Origin of the sequence: Kitasatospora sp. NPDC088346, assembly GCF_044740765.1 — a bacterium.
In the GTDB taxonomy this organism is placed as follows: Bacteria; Actinomycetota; Actinomycetes; order Streptomycetales; family Streptomycetaceae; genus Kitasatospora.
In genome coordinates, this window is the sequence record NZ_JBIURH010000092.1 from 1 (window position 1) to 18,089 (window position 18,089).

An 18,089-nucleotide genomic window follows, 5' to 3' on the forward strand; every position below is an offset into this window, starting at 1 on the left:
CCGTCCGCCCAACAACCGGACCACCCACCCACCCCACCGGGTGGCCCGCACCACACCCACCACCCACCGCCACCCCCCGACCACCCACCGCTGAACACCAGCGGCAGCGCCGGTCGATCCCGGCCGTGTGCAGAAACGATTTTCCGTCACATATGGCGCCCAGCAGGAAAGTTGGAGGCCTGGGTAGTCGAATTCAGACTGTCATTCTTTTTCGATACTTCTTGCCCGAACCACTCTCTGCTCAATAGGGTCGCACACAGAGTGTCCATCCTGCGGACTCGCTACGAATTGAGGACTGCACATGCGCCAGAACCGGTTCGGATTCGCCCTGCTCGCCGGATTGAGCGTCCTCGCGCTGAGCACGGCCGCCGAGGCCGCCCCGCACAGCGCCGCCTCCGCCGCCGCCGTCGATGCCGGTCGGGCGGTCACCGACGTCACCGCCGGTCCCGCCGCGGGCAAGCAGATCGTCGACGTCGGCTCGCCCTCCCAGCTCCCGGCCGCCCCCGCCGACGGCTCGGCCGCCGCAGCCCCGCAGGCCACCACCGTCACGTACCGGACGCCGGCCTTCACCAACAACCACGGCGGAAAGTGCCTGGACGGCGACCTCAACACCATCAACAACGACGGCGCCAAGGTCCAGCTCTGGAGCTGCAACAACTGGGACAACCAGAGCTGGTACTGGACGCCGGCCCCGGGCCTGCCGGTCGGCTACTACACCATCCAGAACGGCCACGGCTGGAAGTGCCTGGACGGTGACCTCAACACGATCAACAACGACGGCGCCAAGGTCCAGCTCTGGGGCTGCAACGGCTGGGACAACCAGACCTGGTACTGGACCGGCAGCACGCTGCAGAACTCGCACGGCTGGAAGTGCCTGGACGGCGATCTCAACACCATCAACAACAACGGCGCCAAGGTCCAGCTCTGGGGCTGCAACGGCTGGGACAACCAGGCCTGGACGTGGCACTGAGCGATCCGGTGCCGGGCCCCGCGCCGCGCTGGGGCCCGGCGTGTCACACCGCGGGTCGACGCTCCGGGCCGAGCAGGCGGTGCAGGTCATGTCCTCACTTCGGTGCTGCGGCCCGGGGTCGACCACGGCAGTCGCTCCGGAGGTCACCGCGGGGGGAGACCGCCATGCGTGGAGCGAGGTGTCGGCCGCCGTCGGCACCGCACTTCCGGTGCTGCCGGGGGCGACTGCGGCTCGGCGCCGTCCGCGGACGGGAGCCGGGCCGGGCTCAGCGCCAGACCTTGACGTAGTCGACCTTGAACTCGATCGGGGTGCCGGTCGGCGGAGCGGGGTGGTACCGGCCCGCCTCGACCGAGAGGTTGAGGATCAGGTAGGCCGACCAGCTCGGGGTCACGCCCTTGCGGTCCGAGTGGACACGGACGCCGTTGAGGTACCAGTCCACCGAGTCCCGGCCGTAGCGGGTGCCGATGGTGACCCAGCGGCCGGGAGCGACCGCCGCGGGGTCGGTGTGGTAGCGGTGGGTGGAGCCGACACGGCTGGCCAGCTCCAGCATCGCCGGGTGGTCGGGGTGGTACTCGAAGGAGTCGACCTCGTTGCCGGATCCCTTCCAGGTCCACAGCGCCGGCCAGGCCCCCAGGCCGGTCGGCATCTGCACCCGGGTCTCGACGTAGTCCCCGGTCCTGACCTGGAAGCCCTCGGTGGAGCCCTCCGTGGTGAGCAGGCCGGTGTCCCAGGCCCGGCGTCCGCTCTCCAGGGTGTGGGTGCCGGGGCGTGCGGTGAAGGTCGCGATGCCGTCGGCGACGCCGACGGCTGACGGGTCGAGCCAGTCGAGCTTGTCGTCCTTGGGGTTGTGGTTCCCGAACTCGTACGCGCTGGTCCGGTCGGCCATCCAGCGGGCGCCGGGGACGAGGGGGGCGGAGAACTCGTCGGACCACACCAGGGTGCGCCCGTCGGTGGGCGGCCCCGGCTTGGTGCCGGGTTGGGTGCAGGGCCGGGCGAAGGGGAAGCACACCGGCCAGCCGGAGGCGGGGCAGTCCGCACACCCGAGCGCGCCCGGGAGCGAGCTGAACAGGCCGGGCAGCTGGGTGCCGAGGCTCCACTCCTGGGGGCGGGGTGCGGAGACGCCGGTGGGGACGGACGGGAGGGTCATCGCGGACGACGCCGGGCCGCCGACGCCGAGCCCCAGGGTCACCAGGGCGGCGACCACGGCCCCCCGCCGTCCGATCCGCCTCCCAGCGCCGGTCCGCCCCCGGACCCCGCGGCCGGGCGGGGCACCCGCCGTCGACCGCCCGGCGGGACGGTCGAGGGAGCGGACGGCGGAGCAGCCCGCGGAGCGGTCGGCGAGCGGGTCACCCCCCGCGTGCTCGGCCGATCGGCCCTGACTGCGGGCCGGTGACCCCTCGTCACCAGGAGGTCCCACAAGGGACGGATCATCAGAAATCGTCATGAGCCCTGTATCTCACGGCCTCCGGAGCGCCGCTCGCCGACCAATCCCGGCCCCGGCAATAGAGTGACCCGGCGTCATGTCCGGCGGCCCGGCGTCCGGCGGCCCGCTCCCGGAACCGCCGACGAGCCCACCCAGACCATTGACATGACCACGGTCCGCGACTCATTCTGAGAGCGCTCTCAACCCGCCCGCGAGGCAGCCTCCGGGCCCACCACCGAGGGATCCGCCGTCAGTGGCCACCCCACCCGGCCAACCCACCCGGCCGCCCCACCGGCCGACCTGACGCCGCGGCACCGTCGCCCCACCGAAGGAGCCGACCCGATGGGAACAGGACGAGCATCCGCGCCGCGCACGGCGAGCCGCACCTGCCTGGCCCTGGCGCTGGCCGCGGCCGCCGGGCTGACCGTCGCCACCCCCGCGCAGCCCGCCGGGGCCACCGACGTCACCGGGGCCACCGAGGTCACCGAGGTCACCGACGTCACGGGAGCCGCCGCAGCCGCCGTGCCGGCGACCGTCCCGCTCACCGTCACCAACAACTCCGGCCGCGGCGGACCGGTCTACATCTACAACCTGGGCACCCTGCTCTCCACCGGCCAGCAGGGCTGGGCCGACGCCAACGGCACCTTCCACCCCTGGCCCGGCGGCGCGAACCCGCCGGCGCCGGCCCCCGACGCGGCCATCGTCGGCCCGACGGACGGACACGCCACGACCATCCGGATCCCCAGGTTCTCCGGACGGATCTACTTCTCCTACGGGCAGAAACTCGTCTTCAAGCTGGCCACCGGCGGCCTGGTCCAGCCCGCCGTGCAGAATCCGGCCGACCCGAACCGCAACATCCTCTTCAACTGGTCGGAGTACACGCTCGACGACGGCGGGCTGTGGATCAACAGCACCCAGGTCGACATGTTCTCGGCCCCGTACGCGGTCGGGGTGAAGGCCGCCAACGGCGCCACCCGGAGCACCGGCCACCTGCGGCCCGGCGGCTACCGGGGCTTCTTCGCCTCGCTCAGGTCGCAACCGGGCGGGTGGGCCGACCTCGTCCAGACCCGCTCCGACGGCACCGTGCTGCGCGCCCTCGCGCCCGGCCACGGCATCGAGACCGGTGCGCTCCCGGCGTCCGTCATGACCGACTACATCAACCGGGTGTGGAGCAGGTACGCCGGCTCCACGCTGACGGTGACGCCGTTCGCCGACCGACCGGACACCAAGTACTACGGCCGGGTCTCGGGCGACGTCATGAAGTTCACCAACAGCGCGGGCACCGTCGTCACCAGTTTCAGGAAGCCGGACTCGGACAGCGTCTTCGGCTGCTACAAACTCCTCGATGCACCCAACGACCTGGTCCGCGGCCCGATCTCGCGCACGCTGTGCGCGGGCTACAACCGCTCCACCCTGCTCACCAACCCGAACCAGCCGGACTCCGGATCGGCCGGTTTCTACCAGGACGCGGTGACCAACCAGTACGCGCGCACGATCCACGCGCAGATGGCCGACGGATCCGCGTACGCCTTCGCCTTCGACGACGTGGGCCACCACGAGTCGCTGGTGCACGACGGCAACCCGCAGCAGGCCTACCTGACGCTGGACCCGTTCAACTGACCGGGCACGGTCGCGATTCCCGGCCCCCTAAGCTGGAGACGCCCGAGAATCGCGGCCGCGGCGCGGGTGCGGCCGCCCGGTGGAGGAGTGGAACGTCGTGCTGGACGGCCTGGACGGCCTGGACGCCGCGCTCGTGCGCGAGCTGCAGCTCAACGGCCGGGCCGGCTACCAGCGGCTCGCAGAGCTGTCCGGGGTGTCCCGGGAGGCGGCCCGCGCCCGGGTGCACCGGCTGATCTCGACCGGCGTGGTCCGGGTGGTGGGCATCGTCCGGCCGTCCGTGGTGGGCATCACGGCGCTGGCCCACGTCACGCTGGAGGTCGAGGGCCCGGCCCGACCGGTGGCGCAGGCAGCGGCGCGTCGGCCGTTCACCACCTTCGTGTCCTGCACGACCGGCCCGCACGCCGTGGTGGCCGAGGTGCGGGTGGCGGACGAGGCCGCGCTGGAGCGGGAGTTCACCGCGCTGCGGGAGGTCCCCGGGGTGCGCGGGATCGAGGTGTTCCGCTGCACCAGGCTGCTGCGCGACGCCTACTCGGCCGCCTCGGTGGGCGCCGCCGAGCCGGCGGACGAGGCACCGGCTCCGGCCGTGGACGAGGTGGACCGGACCCTGCTCGGACTGCTCCAGGTCGACGGCCGGGCGTCGTACGCGGCCCTCGCCGAGCGGGTCGGCCTGTCCCAGCCGGCCACCCGGGCCCGGGTGCTGCGACTGCTGGAGTCCCGGGCGGTGCACGTCACCGGGCTGGTGGACTCGGGTGCGACGGGTGTGCGGGAGGCCGTCGGGGTGGGGCTGGTGGTGCGCGGCGCGGCCCGCGCGGCCGCAGCGGCCGCCGCCGAGCTGCCCGGGGTGAACTTCGTGGCGGCCGGGCACGGCCGGTACGACGTGCTGTGCGGGGTGGACGCGGCCGACCGGACGGCGCTGCTGGCGACGACCGACGCGCTGCGGGCCCTGCCGGACGTCCTACAGGCCTCCACCTGGTACCACCTGGAGATCGTCAAGGAGACCTACACCTACGATCTCCCGGTCTGACCGGCGAATAGTTCGATATTCGGGCACCCTGCAAACTTTTCGCCGGGAGCAGGCGTATTCAGCGGCAAATCGTTCTCCGGAATTCCTTGACGCGATGAATTCACCGGGCTTTGAATGGCGGGCACCCCCTCCCCCCGCACCCACGGACGACCAATGACCCCATCCCCCAAGCCGGATGTCGCCGCGCTGCCCCGATCCCTCGGCGTGTTCGGCGGCGTCATGCTGACGCTCTCCTGCGTCACACCCGCCTCCTCCCTGTTCATCGTGGTGCCCCCGCTGCTGGGCAGCCAGGGCAGCGGAACGGTGATCACGCTGCTGGTCGCCGCCGTCCTCTCGCTCGGGGTGGGCTTCTGCTACGCCGAGCTCGGCACCCTGGTCCCGAGCGCGGGCGGCGAGTACTCGATCGTCGGGCAGCTGCTCGGACGGCTGACCGGCTGGCTGGTCTTCGTGATCTCCCTGGTGTCGCTGCTGGTGATCCCGCCGATCATCGCGCTGGGCACCGCCGGCTACCTGTCCTCCGTGGTCTCGGTGGACCCGGCCCTGGCCGGCGCCGCCGTGATGGCCCTCGCGGTCGCGGTCGGCGTGCTGGACATCAAGTCGAACGCCCTGATCACCGGAATCTTCCTGGGCATCGAGGTGCTGGCCGCCGCGCTGGTCAGCGTCCTCGGCCTGACCCACGTCAAGCAGCCCGTCAGCAGCCTGCTGCACGCCGTCGTGCCGGACGGCCAGGGCGGCACCGGACCGTTCACCACCGGTGTGCTGATCTCCGGCCTGGCGGTGGCGCTGTTCACCTACAACGGCTTCGGCACCGCGGTGTACCTCTCCGAGGACCTCAAGGACCCCCGCCGCAGCGTCGCCCGGACCGTCCTGTGGTCCCTGCTCGCCGGCGTGGTCCTGATCACCGTGCCGGTCGCGGCCGTCTGCCTCGGCGTCGACTCGCCCGACCAGCTGGCCGCCGGCGACCTGGTCGCGATCGTCGACTCCTGGGCGGGCAGCACCGTCGGGTCCTTCGTCAGCCTCTGCGTCGCCGCGGCGATCCTGAACGCCGTCATCGTGATGGTGCTCCAGAACGGCCGGGTGCTCTACGCCTCCGCCCGTGACCGCAGCTGGCCGGACCCGGTCAACCGCGCGCTGGGATCGCTGCACCCGCGCTGGGGATCGCCGTGGATCGCCACCCTGGCCATCGGCCTGCCCGGGATCGTGCTCGCCCTCGCCGTCCCGATCGAGGCCCTGCTCGGCTTCACCGGCGTCGTGGTCGCCGTGATCTACCTGCTGCTGGGCTGCGCCGCACTGACGGCCCGCCGGGCCCGGCACCGTGCCACCCCGGCGTGGCGGATGCCGCTGTGGCCGGTCGTCCCCGCCGTCACCATCGCGGCCCTCGCCTACTCGCTCACCCAGCAGTCCGCCCGCGACCTGGTCACCACCGCGCTCGTGCTGCTCGCCGGCATCGCCTACTGGTTCGGCTACCTGCGGCCGCGGGCCGCCACCCACTGGGTCCTCAGCCTGCCGGCCGACCTGGCCGGTCCCGACACCGCCGTCCAGGCCGGTCCCGACACCGCCGCCCCGGCCCACGCCGGCACCGCCCCGGCCGCCCCGGCCCACCCCGCACTCTCGGAGCACCCGTGAACCACCCCGCCGACCTCGTCGTCCACAACACGCACGTCCACACCGTGGACGACGCCCGCCCCCGCGCCGAGGCCCTCGCCGTCCGCGACGGCCGGATCGCCTGGGTCGGCGACGGCGACGCCTGGCAGCAGCTGGTCGGCCCGCGCACCGAGGTCCTCGACGCGAACGGACGCCTGGTGCTGCCGGGGTTCGTCGACAGCCACAACCACGTGCGGCTCGGCTCGGACGCCGACTGCGTCCAGCTCGCGGGCGCCGGCGACCTCGCCGAGATCGGGGACCGGATCGCGCGCCGGCGGCGCAGCCACCCGGACGCCGACTGGATCGAGGGCGAGGCCTTCGACTACTCGGCGATCCCGGGCGGCCGGATGCCCACCGCCGCCGACCTCGACCCGTACACCGGCGACCACCCGGCCTTCGTCCTCAGCTACGACGTGCACACCGCCTGGCTGAACACCGCGGCCCTGCGCCGTCTGGGCCTCGACCGCGACACCGTGGACCCGCCGTTCGGCACGGTCACCAGGGACCCGGCGACCGGGGAGCCCACCGGGTTCCTCACCGACTTCGCCGTCAAGGGGCTGTCCCGCGACGGCCACCGGGCGCTGCGGGCGGCCGGTGTGCCGTGGGCCGACCCGGGCCGGCAGTACCGGCGGCTGGTCAGCAGCCTCGACATGGCCGCCCGGTACGGCATCACCACCGTGGTCGAGCCGCAGAACTCGCTGGACGACCTCGCCCTGTTCGAGCGCGCGCTCGCGGAGGGCCGGCTGCGGTCCCGGCTGGTCGCCGCGCTGTTCCACCCGCGCGGCACCACGGCGGCGGACCTCGCCGAGTTCGCCGCGGCCGCCCGCCGGCACACCGGCGACCGCTTCCGGGTCGGGCCGCTCAAGCTGTACATCGACGACGTGGTCGAGCCCCGCACGGCGGCCCTGCTCGAACCGTACGCCGGCTGCCACAGCCACCGTGGCGAGACCTTCTACCCGCCGGCGGAGTTCGCCGAGGTGTTCGCCGGGCTGGACGCGGCCGGGTTCCAGGCCTTCGTCCACGCCACCGGTGACCGGGGCATCCGGACGGTGCTGGACGCCGTGGCCCACGCCCGTGCCGTCAACGGTCACCGCGACGCCCGGCACCAGGTGGTGCACGTCGAGTGCCTGGACCCGGCGGACGTGCCGCGGTTCGCCGAGCTCGGGGTGGTGGCCTGCATGCAGCCCCGGCACTGCTCCCCCGACATCGCCGGCCCCGGACGGGACTGGGCCGAGGCCGTCGGCGAGCACCGCTGGACGAAGGCCTGGCCGATGCGCAGCCTGCACCGGGCAGGTGCCGCGCTCGCCTTCTCCAGCGACTGGAACGTGGCCGAGATGGACCCGCTGATCGGCCTGTACACCGCGGTGACCCGCCGCGGCCTGGACGGCGGCGAGCCCTGGATGCCGCAGGAGACCGTCGACCTCGCCACCGCCGTGCGGGGCTACACCCTCGGCAGCGCGTACGCCAACCACCTCGACACCGAGCTGGGCAGTCTCGCGCCTGGCAAGCTCGCCGACCTGGTCGTGCTCTCGCGGGACCTGTTCGCCGGGCCGCCCGAGGCGATCCTCGACGCCCGGGTGGAGCTGGGCGTGGTGGGCGGGGAGATCGTCCACGGCGGGTAGGGACGGGCTGCCGGCGGGCCGGGGCTCACTCCGTGGCGGGAGCCCCGGCCCGCCGGTAGGTCAGCAGGACGACCCCGTTGCCGAAGGTCCTGGCACCGACCGGCCGCAGGGCGATCCTGGCGTCCAGCTCGGGGAAGAGCCGCCGGCCGCGGCCGAGGAGCACGGGGTGGACGTAGAGGCGGTACTCGTCGATCAGGTCGAGGCGCAGGAAGGTGGCGGCGAGGTCGGCCCCGCCGAGGGCCATGTCCCCGCCCGGCCGGGCCTTGAGCTCCTCGATCTCCTCGACCACGACCTCCCGCCGGACGGTGGCGTTCCAGTCGGCGCGTTCCAGGGTCCGGGAGAACACGATCTTGGGCATGTCGCGCCAGATCCCGGCGAACTCCACCATCGGCGGGGTGCTCGCCGGGTCGATGTCGGCGGTCGGCCAGAATCCGGCCATGAGTTCGTGCGTGACCCGGCCGTTCAGGAAGGCGCTCATCCCCCGCAGCCGCTCGTTGAAGTGGCGGTGCAGCTCGTCGTCGACCAGGGCCCAGTCGAGACCGCCGTCCGGCCCCTCGAAGAAGCCGTCGAGGGACACCGACAGGGCCAGCACGATCTCTCGCATCGCGGTCCTCACCCTGCCTCGTCCCGGGGTGCGCGCCGTCCCGGGACGGTGCGCGGGTCACAGCCGCGACGATACGCCCGCGCCGGTGGCCGGGCCCGTCGCGCCGGGCCGCTGTACGGTGACCGGATGACACCGGACGAGACCCTGCGCGCCCTCGCCACCCTGGAGGCGGCCTGGACGCACGACGAGCAGGCCGTGGCCGCGCTGGCGCAGCGCGCCCCGGGTGAACCCGCCCTGCCGGTGCTGGTCGCCGACTACGGTGAGCTGGTCCTGCGGTCGCTGGTCACCCTCGCCCTCGGCATCGACGAGGACGGCGACGAGGAGACGGCGGAGGCCGCCTCCGAGGCGATGCGGGCGGACGTGACGGCCCGGATGTGCACCGTCCTCGGCCGGACGCTGAAGATCTGGGCGGCCGGCGCCGACGACGGCGCGGCGGCGGACATCGCCCGTTCGGTCATCGCCGCCATCCTGAACTTCACCGAGGACGCGGACGAGAGCGACGTGCTGCCGCTGCTCACCGCCCTGCGTGCGAAGGCGCTGGACCGCGCCTGACCACCGGGCGATACGGCCGGACGGGGGTCTAGGAGGCACCCGCCCGGCTCAACGGAGGTCCGCCGCCGGGCGGCCGCGCCGACGCCCGGAGCCGCGACCCGGCGCGGGCCCGGGCCGCGGCCGGTTCCTCGGCGGCCGCCAGCTCGGCCGCGAACGCCCCGAGCAGCGGGTGGAGGCGGTAGGCGTCCGGGCCCGGACGCTCCAGCAGGTGGCGTTCGACCAGGACGTCCAGCAGGTCGGCGGCCCTGTCCTGGCCCTCGCCGAGCAGGGCGTGGACGGCCGGCGGCCCGAGCGGCCCGTCCGGGCGCAGGCCCAGCAGCCGAAAGGCCCGGGCCGCGTCGCGGGCGAGCGGGTCGGGGCTCGTCAGCAGGGCCCGGTAGCTCGTCCGGAAGGTCTCCCGGACGGCGAGGTGGTCGAGCGCGAGGACGTCCAGCCGGCCGCCGGCCGGCGCGAGCCGGCGCGCCAGGGTGGCGGGCGGTTCACCGGGCCGGGCGGCCAGCCGAGTGGCGGCGATCCGGACGGCGAGCGGCAGGCCCGCGCAGGCGGTCAGGATCCGCTCGGCGGAGGGCCGGTCGGCGGCGATCCGGTCGGCACCGCACACGGCCGTCAGCAGCCGGTGCTGCTCCGGCCCGGTCATCGGACCGAGGGAGACGCGGGCCGCACCGGGGAGCGCGGCGAGGGTGCGGCGGCTGGTGACGATCGCGGCCGAGCCGCCGCTGCCCGGCAGCAGCGGGAGGACCTGCCCGGTGTCGCGGGCGTCGTCGAGGACGACCAGGATCCGGCGCTCGGCGAGGACGGCACGGTAGAGGGCGGCGCGGTCGTCGGTGTGGTCCGGGACGTGCCGGGCGTCGGTCCCGAGGTCGGTGAGCAGCCGGGCCAGCAGGTCGTGCGCGCTGCGGGCCCGTTCCGGCGCCGCGCCGCGCAGGTCGGCGTGCAGCCGGCCGTCCGGGTACCGGGCTTCGAGACCGTGGGCGGCGCGCAGGGCCAGGGTGGTCTTGCCGATGCCGCCCATCCCGCAGACCACGACCACCCTGGGGGTGGTGCGGCCCGCGGTGCCATCAGCGCTCCGGTCCGCGCTCCGGTCCGCGCCGAGCCCGACGCGCAGCGCCCCCAGCTCGGCGGCCCGCCCGGTGAAGTCGGCTACTCCAGCCGGGAGTTGGTCGATCAGGAGGCGGCGGCCGAGCGGCGGCGGGGCGGGCGGGGTCACGGGAGGGGCGGGTGCCAGGATCCGTTGGTGGGTGTCCCGGACGGCCGCTCCCGGCTCGACGCCGAGCTCCTCGACGAGGGTCCGGCGCAGCCGGCCGTGGACGGCGAGCGCCTCGGCGGTCCGTCCCGCGCGGTGCAGGACCAGCATCAGCTGGCGGTGGAACTCCTCCCGCAGGGGGTGTTCGGCGGTGAGGGCGGCGAGTTCGGCACCGAGCCCGTCGTGCCGGCCCTCCTGGAGCTGTGCGTCGTAGTGCCATTCGAGCGCCTGGAGGTGCTGTTCCACGAGCGTGGCGACCTCGGGCCGGTCCGGCAGGTCGGGCAGGTCGGCGAGCGGACGGCCGCGCCAGAGGGCGAGTGCGGCGGACACCTCGTCCCTGACGGCGGGCCAGTCCTGCCGGCGGCGGGCGGTGCGAGCCCGGCCCAGGTGCCCGGTGAAGGCCTCGCTGTCGAGTTCGCCCGGGTTCACCTCGATCAGGTAGCCGGACGGGACGGCCCTGAGCCGGGCGCCGCCCTCCGGTCCGAGGTCGCGGCGCAGCCGGGCCGCGTGGTTGTGCAGCGAGGACCTCGCCGTGCGCGGTGGGTGTCCGTGCCACAGCACGGTCTGCAACTGCTCGACGGGGACGGCCCGGTTGGCGTGCAGCAGGAGGGCCGCGAGCAGCAGCCGGGACTTGGTCCCCGTGAGGGTGCGGGGCCCGCTCGCGTCCGTGAGCGCCAGCGGCCCGAGCAGCCCGAACCGGATCCCCATGCGCCCCGCCCCCCGATCTGACCTGCCATCACATGTCTTTCCCCGCCCGTGAGTCGTATGTTAGTCGTCCGTTGGCAGACGAAGAGATGATCCTCCGGTCCACGACACGGCGGGCCCACCCGCCGCCTCCGTCCACGAAAGGTACGACCGTGCGATCTCGCTCCGTCCTGGCCGTGTCGGCCGCGCTCGCGGCCCTCACCCTCGCCCTGGCGCCCGTCGCCTCGGCCCGTGGCAACTACCTCGCGTACGCGTCGAAGACCAAGCTGTCCAACGGCAACCTGTTCACCCAGATCACCCCGCAGTACGACGGCACGGGCTACTGGCGGATGGAGGAGTGGTACGAGAAGAACGGCGGCGGCACCATCAACCAGAAGCTCGGGTTCAACTACCACGGTTACAGCTACGCCAACGGCTGGATCGTGCAGACCTCGGGCACCTCGCGGATGCAGAGCTTCCGTGATCTCGGCTTCACCGACTGCTCGGACGTGGTCGGCTGGATGGAGGTCGACGGTCAGGGCACCTACTACAACGCCCCGGTGGGCATCTGCTGACGGCCCGTACGGTCGGGTCGGGCCGCTCCGGCCCGGCCCCACCGGTCCCCCGATTCCGCTCCCCGACTCCAGGAACCGAACCGCCTCCATGATCGAAGCAGCCCTCCGCGGCAACCAGTCGCTCGTCCTCACCGCAGCGGTGCTGTGGGCGCTCACCGCCGTCCCGGCCTGGTTCGCGGGCCGCCGCTACGGCTTCTCCGCGGTGGCTGCGGTCGGCGCGGCCGGCGCGCTGTCGCTGGTGCTCGCCGCCACGCTCTACCCGCTGAGCCCGCAGGCGCCGGCGTCGATGACGTGCACGCTGCAGCGGGACGCGGTGGGTGCGCTCCTCGGCGACCAGGGGCTGCTGAACGCGGCGATGTTCGTGCCGGCGGCGTTCTTCCTGACGGTGCTGACCCGCCGGCCGCTGCCCGTCGCCGCGGCCTGCGCCGTGCTGTCCGGGGCCATCGAGGTGACCCAGGCGCTCGTGTCCGGCATGGGGCGGGCGTGCGACTCGGCGGACCTGGAGGCCAACGTCGCCGGGGCCCTGCTGGGTTGCCTGGCCGGCCGGTTGTGGCTGCGGCGGGCCGGTTCCCGGGCGCTCGGCCGGGAGATCCGGCTGACCTCCGTGATCGCGGTCGGCGGTGGCGCGGTGCTGGCGGCGGTCGCCGTCCCCGCGCTGCTCTTCGTCGTCGCGGACGTGAGCGACGGCCACCGGGCCGACGGCGCGCAGACGGCGGCGGCCACGGACGCCGCGCACCGGTTCTTCGGCGCCGGGACCGCCGTGCGGCGGGTCCAGTTCTCGCCGGGCGGTTCGGGGCGGCCCGGACGGGTCGAGATCGCCACCGCCGCGGGCAACCTGGTGCTCGACTGGCCCTCGCGGGAGGTGTCCTCCGGGGTGCTGGGTTCCGTCCCGGAGCAGCCGGGCGGCCGTCCGCAGCTGTCGCAGGAGGCGGCGCTGGCCGCGGGCACCGACTTCGCCCGGACCCACTTCCCGTGGGCGCTGTCCGACTCGTCCAGCACGGTCTACCCGGCGGGCGGCCCCGACAGCACGGCCAAGCTGGTGCAGTGGCGGTCCCGGGTGGACGGGGTCCTGATGCCCATGCGGCTCGACCTGGTGGTCGGGGACGACCGCCGGGTGGTGTCCTTCTCGGCCCGGCACGTCCCGCCGCCCGCCCTGCCGAAACCGGCGGTGAGCGCGGAGCGGGCCCGGCAGTTGGCCACCCGTCCGGGCATGACGGTGACCGGCGGCGAGCTGCTCGCCAAGGCCGACGAGCGCGGCACCTGGCACCTGTGCTGGCTGCTGACCCTGGCCCCGGCCGGGCTCGCCGGCCCGTCGAACGCCCCCGGCCCGGCGCAGCCCGCCCGGGGTGGCGACGGCCCCGGGCAGGCCGTGGTGTTCCTGGACGCGGTCACCGGTGAGCCGTTCGGGGGCGGCGGCCTGCTCGACGCCGACCACTGACGGCTCCCCCGGGGCCGGCTCAGTCCCGGTCGAAGCGCCACCGGGTCTGGCTGTAGGCGCCCTTGCCGAAGCCGAAGGCCGTCACCGGGGCCACCCGGAAGACCAGGATCTCGTCGCCCCCACTGACGAAGCAGCCGTCCCGCACCTCGAAGTGCCAGTCACTGCCGTACTCGCGCTCGTACGCCTCGGCGACCGCGCCGAGCGAGGCGGCCTCCGTCAGGCGGACGGCCTCGCCCTCGACCACCACGTCCAGGCCCCCGGCGAGGTTGTTGCAGCCGGTGGTCAGGACGCAGTGCGGGTTGCCGGCGAGGTTCGCGGCCTTGCGCTCGCCCCGGCCGGTGCAGAAGTGCAGGGCGCCGTCGACCCAGACGGCGATCAGCGGTGTGACGTGCGGGCGCCCGTCGGGGCGGACGGTGGAGAGCCAGTACAGTTCGGCCTCCGCCAGCCGGGCGCGGGCCTCGGACCAGCCGGTCGGCTGCGCGCCCTGGTCGCTGTACCGCGGGTCGAGCTCCGGGACGGGTTCCTGCTCCGCCATCTGCACCCCTGCCGATCGGCCGTCGTGGTGGGCCGGTGCGCACGAGGTCGCCCGCCCGGCCGGGGACCGGCCCATTCTCGCGTGCGGCGGTCGGCCGCGGCCGCGGATCCGGACGCGTGTCGGCGGCGCGGCGCGGCGGCCGCCGGGCCGCGGTTGCGCGCGGCCCGGCTCAGCGGGTCGCGGCCCGGCTCAGGGGGTCGCGTTCCAGCTGTGCGCGACGTCGATCACCAGCCGGCCGTCGAGCGGGATCACCCGGAACGGCAGGCGGGCGCGCACGCCCAGACCGATCTGGGTCCGGCCCTCGAAACTGGCGGCGAACCGCGTGTCGACGAAGGTCCGGTAGCCCTTGAGGTCCACCCCGGGCAGCGGCTGCCCGGAGCGCGCCGGGTAGGTCGGGGTGCCGGTCGCAGGGTCGTACGAGGGAGCGGTCACCACGATCTCCAGCACCGCCCCGCCGCGGACCGGGAGCGGGCGGCCGGAGGCGTCCTGGACGAGGGTGTCGACGTACCGGACGTGGTAGCCGGGCGGGTGGGCGGCGGAGCTGCCCGGCACGTCGAGCACCAGCCGGTCGTAGCAGGGGTGGGCGCCGGTCCTGACGTTGACCAGCGGCCGGGAGCCGGGCGCCGTCCGGTCCTCGGGCAGGCTGCCCCAGCCGGTCGGGCACGGCGCGACGGCTGCGGTCGGGGGCGCCGCCGACGCCGTCACCGGGGCGATCGCCGCTCCGGTGCCCGCGAGAACGACCGCCATCGGAATCATCGTCCAGCGTCGCATGACCACCGCCTCCTCGGGCGTGAGTCCCCCGTAAGGAAGGACGGGCCACGCGGGCCGACGGTTGCGGCGGCGGGCGGGCGCGGTCCCGTCGATAGGATCGCGGCACCGTCCGCAGCGGTCGCGCCGAGCCGCGCGGCCCTGGTCGAGCCCGGGGAGAGCAGCATGCTGAAGGCGTTCGCCGATCTGTCCACGCCGCTGGTGGCCGATGCGTGCCTGCGCGCGGGGGTGCCGCTGCGGATGGCGCCGGCCGGGGCGCGCCCGGTGGTGTCCGGCCACCGGGTGGCCGGGCGGGCGCTGCCGGTTCGGCACTACGGGAGCGTGGACGTGTTCCTGGAGGTGTTCGGCCGGGCCGAGCCGGGCGACGTGCTGGTCGTGGACAACGGCGGCCGGACCGACGAGGCCTGCGTCGGCGACCTGGCGGTCCTGGAGGCGGCGGCGGCCGGGCTGACCGGTCTGGCGATCTGGGGTCTGCACCGCGACACCCCGGAGCTGGTGGAGATCGGCGTGCCGGTGTTCAGCTACGGCAGCTGTCCGGCCGGTCCGGTGCGGCTGGACGGGCTGGAGCCGCAGGCGCTGCTCAGTGCCCGGTTCGGACCGCACCTGGTGACCGACGGCGATCTGGTGTTCGGCGACGCGGACGGCGTGCTGTTCGTGGCCGCCGAACGGGCCGAGGAGGTCCTGACGGCGGCACGCCGGATCCGGGACACCGAACGCGAGCAGGCCCGCCGGATCCGTTCGGGCGACACGCTGCGGCGGCAGACCGCCTTCGAGGCCTTCCTCGCGCAGCGCGACGCCGACCCGTCGTACACCTTCCGGCAGCACCTGCGGCGGGTCGGCGGGGCCATCGAGGAGTAGGACCCCTCAGCCGTGGCGGGGGTGGGCGGCGACAGCGGCCTCGATCCCGGCCAGCGCCATCTCCAGGCCGTGCTCGAACTGCCGGTCGCGGGCCGCCGCGACGCCGCCCTCCACCTCGCGGCTCACCAGGTCCGTGTTCTCCAGCAGCCGGGCGTCGGCCCGCCCCGCGATGCCGTGGACGACCCGGTGCAGTTCGTCCTCGTCGCCCCCGGTGGCCCGCACCCGCAGCAGCCACTGGGATTCGGCCAGCGCGAAGCCGTACGCGAACTGGAGGACCAGGCCCAGTGCTCCGGCGAGGCGGTCGCCGGCCAGGCCGCTGCGGGTGACGGCGGCGACGGCGCTGGTGGAGAAGAGGACCGCGTTGGGGCCGATCGCCAGGAAGCGCCCGGACAGTTGGGCGGCCCACGGGTGCTGCTGGATGCAGCGGCGGTACTCGTGGGCGAGGGTGCGCAGGTGGTGCCGCCAGTCGGTGTCGTCCTCGGCGAGGGGCGGGACGCGCATCTCGCCGAGGGCGTCGTCCAGGGCGAGTTCCAGCAGTTCGTCCTTGTTGTCGACGTACCAGTAGACCGACATCGGCGTCACATCGAGGCCTGCCGCCAGCTTGCGCATGGAGAACGCCTGGATGCCGTCGGCGTCCAGCAGGGCGACGGCCGCGCGCACGATGCCGTCCCGGCTGAGTCCGGCGGGCGCGCTGCCGCGACGCCGGCCCTCGGGCGGGGCCACCCAGACGCTGACGCTCGGGTCGCGGGGCTGGTCGACCATGCTCTGTCCTTCTGCTCTCGCCGCACGGCCGCCGGGGAGCGGCCGTGCAGCGATCGTAGAGTCAGGCCCGGCCCTCCCGGGCGACCGGTCCGTCCGCGTGGCGCTGCGCCGGGACGGGCCGCTGCGCGGCGGCGCGCCCGAGCAGCCGGGCGGCGACCAGGCCACCGAGCAGGACCGCGACGGCGCCTATCATCTGACTGGTCGTCAGACTGCTGGCGAAGGCCGAGCGTACGGGCTGCGCGGCGGCCGGCCCGGCGGCGCCGAGCGCGTCCGGCAGGGAGCGCGCCGAGGACTCGGGCAGGCCGGCCGGCAGGGAGCTCGCGAAGCCCGCGGTGAGGACGGCGCCCAGGACGGCGACGCCGAGGGAGTTACCCAACTCGCCGAGCGTGCCCATCAGGCCGGACCCGATGCCCGCCTTCTCCGGCGGGATCGAGGACATCACCGCGCCCGCCATGGCGGGCTGCGCGCAGGCCACTCCGGCACCCATCAGCACCAGGCCGAGCAGGATGCCCGGGTAGGAGCCGTCCCGGCCCAGCAGCGCGATCGCGGCGAGGCCGCAGGCGAGCAGGGTGAGGCCGGCGGCGACGGCGCGCGGCGGGGTGAGTCGACCGGTCAGCCGCATGCCGGCGCCGGTGAGGTTGAGCGCCACCACGGTGAGCGCCATGGGGGCGGTGCGCAGACCCGCCGACAGGGGGCCGTAGCCGAGCACGAACTGCAGGTACTGGGTGAGCAGGAACAGCGAGCCGCCCATGCCGAAGCTGACCAGCACGCCTCCCGACACGGCGCCCCGGAACCTGGCGTCGCGGAAGAAGTCCAGGTCGAGCAGCGGGTGTTCGATCCGGCGCTCCCAGAGCGCGAACGCCAGCAGGAAGGCCGCCCCGAGGAGCCCGGCCAGCAGGGTCTGCGGTGCCGACCAGCCGGCGCCCGGGCCCTGGATGACGGCGTACACCAGCCCGACCAGGCCGGCCGTGGACAGCACCGCGCCGAGCAGGTCCGGCCGGTCGCCGCGCGGATCCTTGGACTCGGGGACGAGCCTGGCGACGGCGAGCAGGCCGAGGGCGGCGACGGGCAGGTTGACCAGGAAGACCGCACCCCACCAGTAGTGCGCGAGCAGCAGGCCGCCGATCACCGGGCCGAGCGCGACCCCGAGCGAGGCGACGGCGGTCCAGGCGGCGATGGCTTTGGGCTGCTCGTCCTGGTCGAAGGTGCGGACCACGATGGCGAGGCTGGTGGCGAGCAGCAGGCTGCCGCCGACGCCCATACCGGCCCGGGCCGCGATCAGTTGCCCCGGGTCGGTGGACAGTGCGGCCCCGAGCGAGCCGATCCCGAAGAGGGCGAGCCCGAGCAGCTGGACCTTCTTGCGCCCGTAGCGGTCGGCGAGCCCGCCGGCGGCGATCAGCAGACCCGCCTGCGCGAGGGAGTAGGCGCCGATCGCCCACTGGGTCTGCGAGGTGGTGGCGCCGAGCTCCTCGGTGAGGGACGGGACGGCGACGTTGAGGATGGTGTTGTCGAGCACGACCACGAGTTGCGCGAGACAGATGACAGCGAGGATCAGCCACCGGTCCGGCCGGCGCTCAGGTTGGGGCATGCCCGTTCTCCACTCTTCTACGGTGTACAGCAAGTCCTGTACACCGTAGAAGTAGAGGCTGCGAGGGCGCCACCGAATTCAGGCTCCGGGCATGCCTGTGCCCCGCCTCCCGGGGTGTGGGTGGCGGGGCGGTGGGCCGTGCGGGGGCCGGTTACTTGGTGAGGCCGGCCTTGACGGAG

Annotated in this window: 16 protein-coding genes; 9 read left to right on the forward strand and 7 right to left on the reverse strand. The window is 74.4% G+C overall.

What is annotated here, in order from left to right; translation table 11 throughout:
- Positions 1–301 precede the first annotated feature (301 nt).
- A complete protein-coding gene (locus tag ACIOFR_RS40555; protein ID WP_401005598.1) occupies positions 302–970 on the forward strand; it encodes an RICIN domain-containing protein in 669 nt (222 codons plus the stop codon).
- A 265-nt stretch (positions 971–1,235) separates the two neighbouring features.
- On the opposite strand, the gene ACIOFR_RS40560 is transcribed toward ACIOFR_RS40555, so the two are convergent.
- The gene (locus tag ACIOFR_RS40560) at positions 1,236–2,174 is read right to left on the reverse strand and encodes a beta-glucanase (protein ID WP_401005599.1); all 939 of its coding nucleotides are present in this window, start codon (positions 2,172–2,174) and stop codon (positions 1,236–1,238) included.
- Between the two features lie 561 nt (positions 2,175–2,735).
- Here ACIOFR_RS40560 and ACIOFR_RS40565 point away from each other — a divergent pair.
- The 4 genes from ACIOFR_RS40565 to ACIOFR_RS40580 all read left to right on the forward strand — a co-directional run bounded on the left by ACIOFR_RS40565 (position 2,736) and on the right by ACIOFR_RS40580 (position 8,303).
- On the forward strand, positions 2,736–4,013 hold the full coding sequence (locus ACIOFR_RS40565; RefSeq protein ID WP_401005600.1) for a beta-1,3-glucanase family protein: 1,278 nt from the start codon (positions 2,736–2,738) through the stop codon (positions 4,011–4,013).
- A 79-nt stretch (positions 4,014–4,092) separates the two neighbouring features.
- On the forward strand, positions 4,093–5,037 hold the full coding sequence (locus tag ACIOFR_RS40570) for an Lrp/AsnC family transcriptional regulator (protein ID WP_401005601.1): 945 nt from the start codon (positions 4,093–4,095) through the stop codon (positions 5,035–5,037).
- Between the two features lie 153 nt (positions 5,038–5,190).
- Complete coding sequence (locus ACIOFR_RS40575) at positions 5,191–6,663, forward strand: APC family permease (protein WP_401005602.1); 1,473 nt, start codon at positions 5,191–5,193, stop codon at positions 6,661–6,663.
- Positions 6,660–8,303, forward strand: a complete 1,644-nt coding sequence (locus ACIOFR_RS40580; RefSeq protein ID WP_401005603.1) for an amidohydrolase — start codon at positions 6,660–6,662, stop codon at positions 8,301–8,303. The genes ACIOFR_RS40575 and ACIOFR_RS40580 overlap by 4 nt, the downstream gene beginning before the upstream one ends.
- A 25-nt stretch (positions 8,304–8,328) precedes the next feature.
- On the opposite strand, the gene ACIOFR_RS40585 is transcribed toward ACIOFR_RS40580, so the two are convergent.
- The gene (locus tag ACIOFR_RS40585; RefSeq protein WP_401005605.1) at positions 8,329–8,907 is read right to left on the reverse strand and encodes a dihydrofolate reductase family protein; all 579 of its coding nucleotides are present in this window, start codon (positions 8,905–8,907) and stop codon (positions 8,329–8,331) included.
- Between the two features lie 126 nt (positions 8,908–9,033).
- Here ACIOFR_RS40585 and ACIOFR_RS40590 point away from each other — a divergent pair, with 126 nt between their 5' ends.
- Positions 9,034–9,459, forward strand: a complete 426-nt coding sequence (locus tag ACIOFR_RS40590) for a hypothetical protein (protein ID WP_401005606.1) — start codon at positions 9,034–9,036, stop codon at positions 9,457–9,459.
- 28 nt (positions 9,460–9,487) lie between these two features.
- Here the strand turns inward: ACIOFR_RS40590 and ACIOFR_RS40595 are convergent, their stop codons facing one another.
- A complete protein-coding gene (locus tag ACIOFR_RS40595) occupies positions 9,488–11,410 on the reverse strand; it encodes a BTAD domain-containing putative transcriptional regulator (protein WP_401005608.1) in 1,923 nt (640 codons plus the stop codon).
- A 149-nt stretch (positions 11,411–11,559) separates the two neighbouring features.
- On the opposite strand from ACIOFR_RS40595, the gene ACIOFR_RS40600 reads away from it, so the two are divergent.
- A complete protein-coding gene (locus ACIOFR_RS40600; protein ID WP_401005610.1) occupies positions 11,560–11,961 on the forward strand; it encodes a hypothetical protein in 402 nt (133 codons plus the stop codon).
- 88 nt (positions 11,962–12,049) lie between these two features.
- Entirely contained in the window at positions 12,050–13,399 is a 1,350-nt protein-coding gene (locus ACIOFR_RS40605) for a VanZ family protein (RefSeq protein ID WP_401005612.1), read from the forward strand.
- A 19-nt stretch (positions 13,400–13,418) separates the two neighbouring features.
- On the opposite strand, the gene ACIOFR_RS40610 is transcribed toward ACIOFR_RS40605, so the two are convergent.
- Both ACIOFR_RS40610 and ACIOFR_RS40615 read right to left on the reverse strand, forming a co-directional pair.
- The gene (locus tag ACIOFR_RS40610) at positions 13,419–13,934 is read right to left on the reverse strand and encodes a pyridoxamine 5'-phosphate oxidase family protein (protein ID WP_401005614.1); all 516 of its coding nucleotides are present in this window, start codon (positions 13,932–13,934) and stop codon (positions 13,419–13,421) included.
- A gap of 189 nt (positions 13,935–14,123) precedes the next feature.
- Complete coding sequence (locus tag ACIOFR_RS40615) at positions 14,124–14,690, reverse strand: hypothetical protein (RefSeq protein ID WP_401005622.1); 567 nt, start codon at positions 14,688–14,690, stop codon at positions 14,124–14,126.
- A gap of 177 nt (positions 14,691–14,867) precedes the next feature.
- On the opposite strand from ACIOFR_RS40615, the gene ACIOFR_RS40620 reads away from it, so the two are divergent.
- Complete coding sequence (locus tag ACIOFR_RS40620) at positions 14,868–15,560, forward strand: RraA family protein (protein WP_401005616.1); 693 nt, start codon at positions 14,868–14,870, stop codon at positions 15,558–15,560.
- Positions 15,561–15,566: 6 nt separating this feature from the next.
- Here ACIOFR_RS40620 and ACIOFR_RS40625 read toward each other — a convergent pair whose 3' ends face one another.
- Both ACIOFR_RS40625 and ACIOFR_RS40630 read right to left on the reverse strand, forming a co-directional pair.
- A complete protein-coding gene (locus tag ACIOFR_RS40625; RefSeq protein WP_401005618.1) occupies positions 15,567–16,322 on the reverse strand; it encodes a TetR/AcrR family transcriptional regulator in 756 nt (251 codons plus the stop codon).
- A gap of 61 nt (positions 16,323–16,383) precedes the next feature.
- A complete protein-coding gene (locus ACIOFR_RS40630; protein WP_401005620.1) occupies positions 16,384–17,910 on the reverse strand; it encodes an MFS transporter in 1,527 nt (508 codons plus the stop codon).
- Between the last annotated feature and the right edge of the window lie 179 nt (positions 17,911–18,089).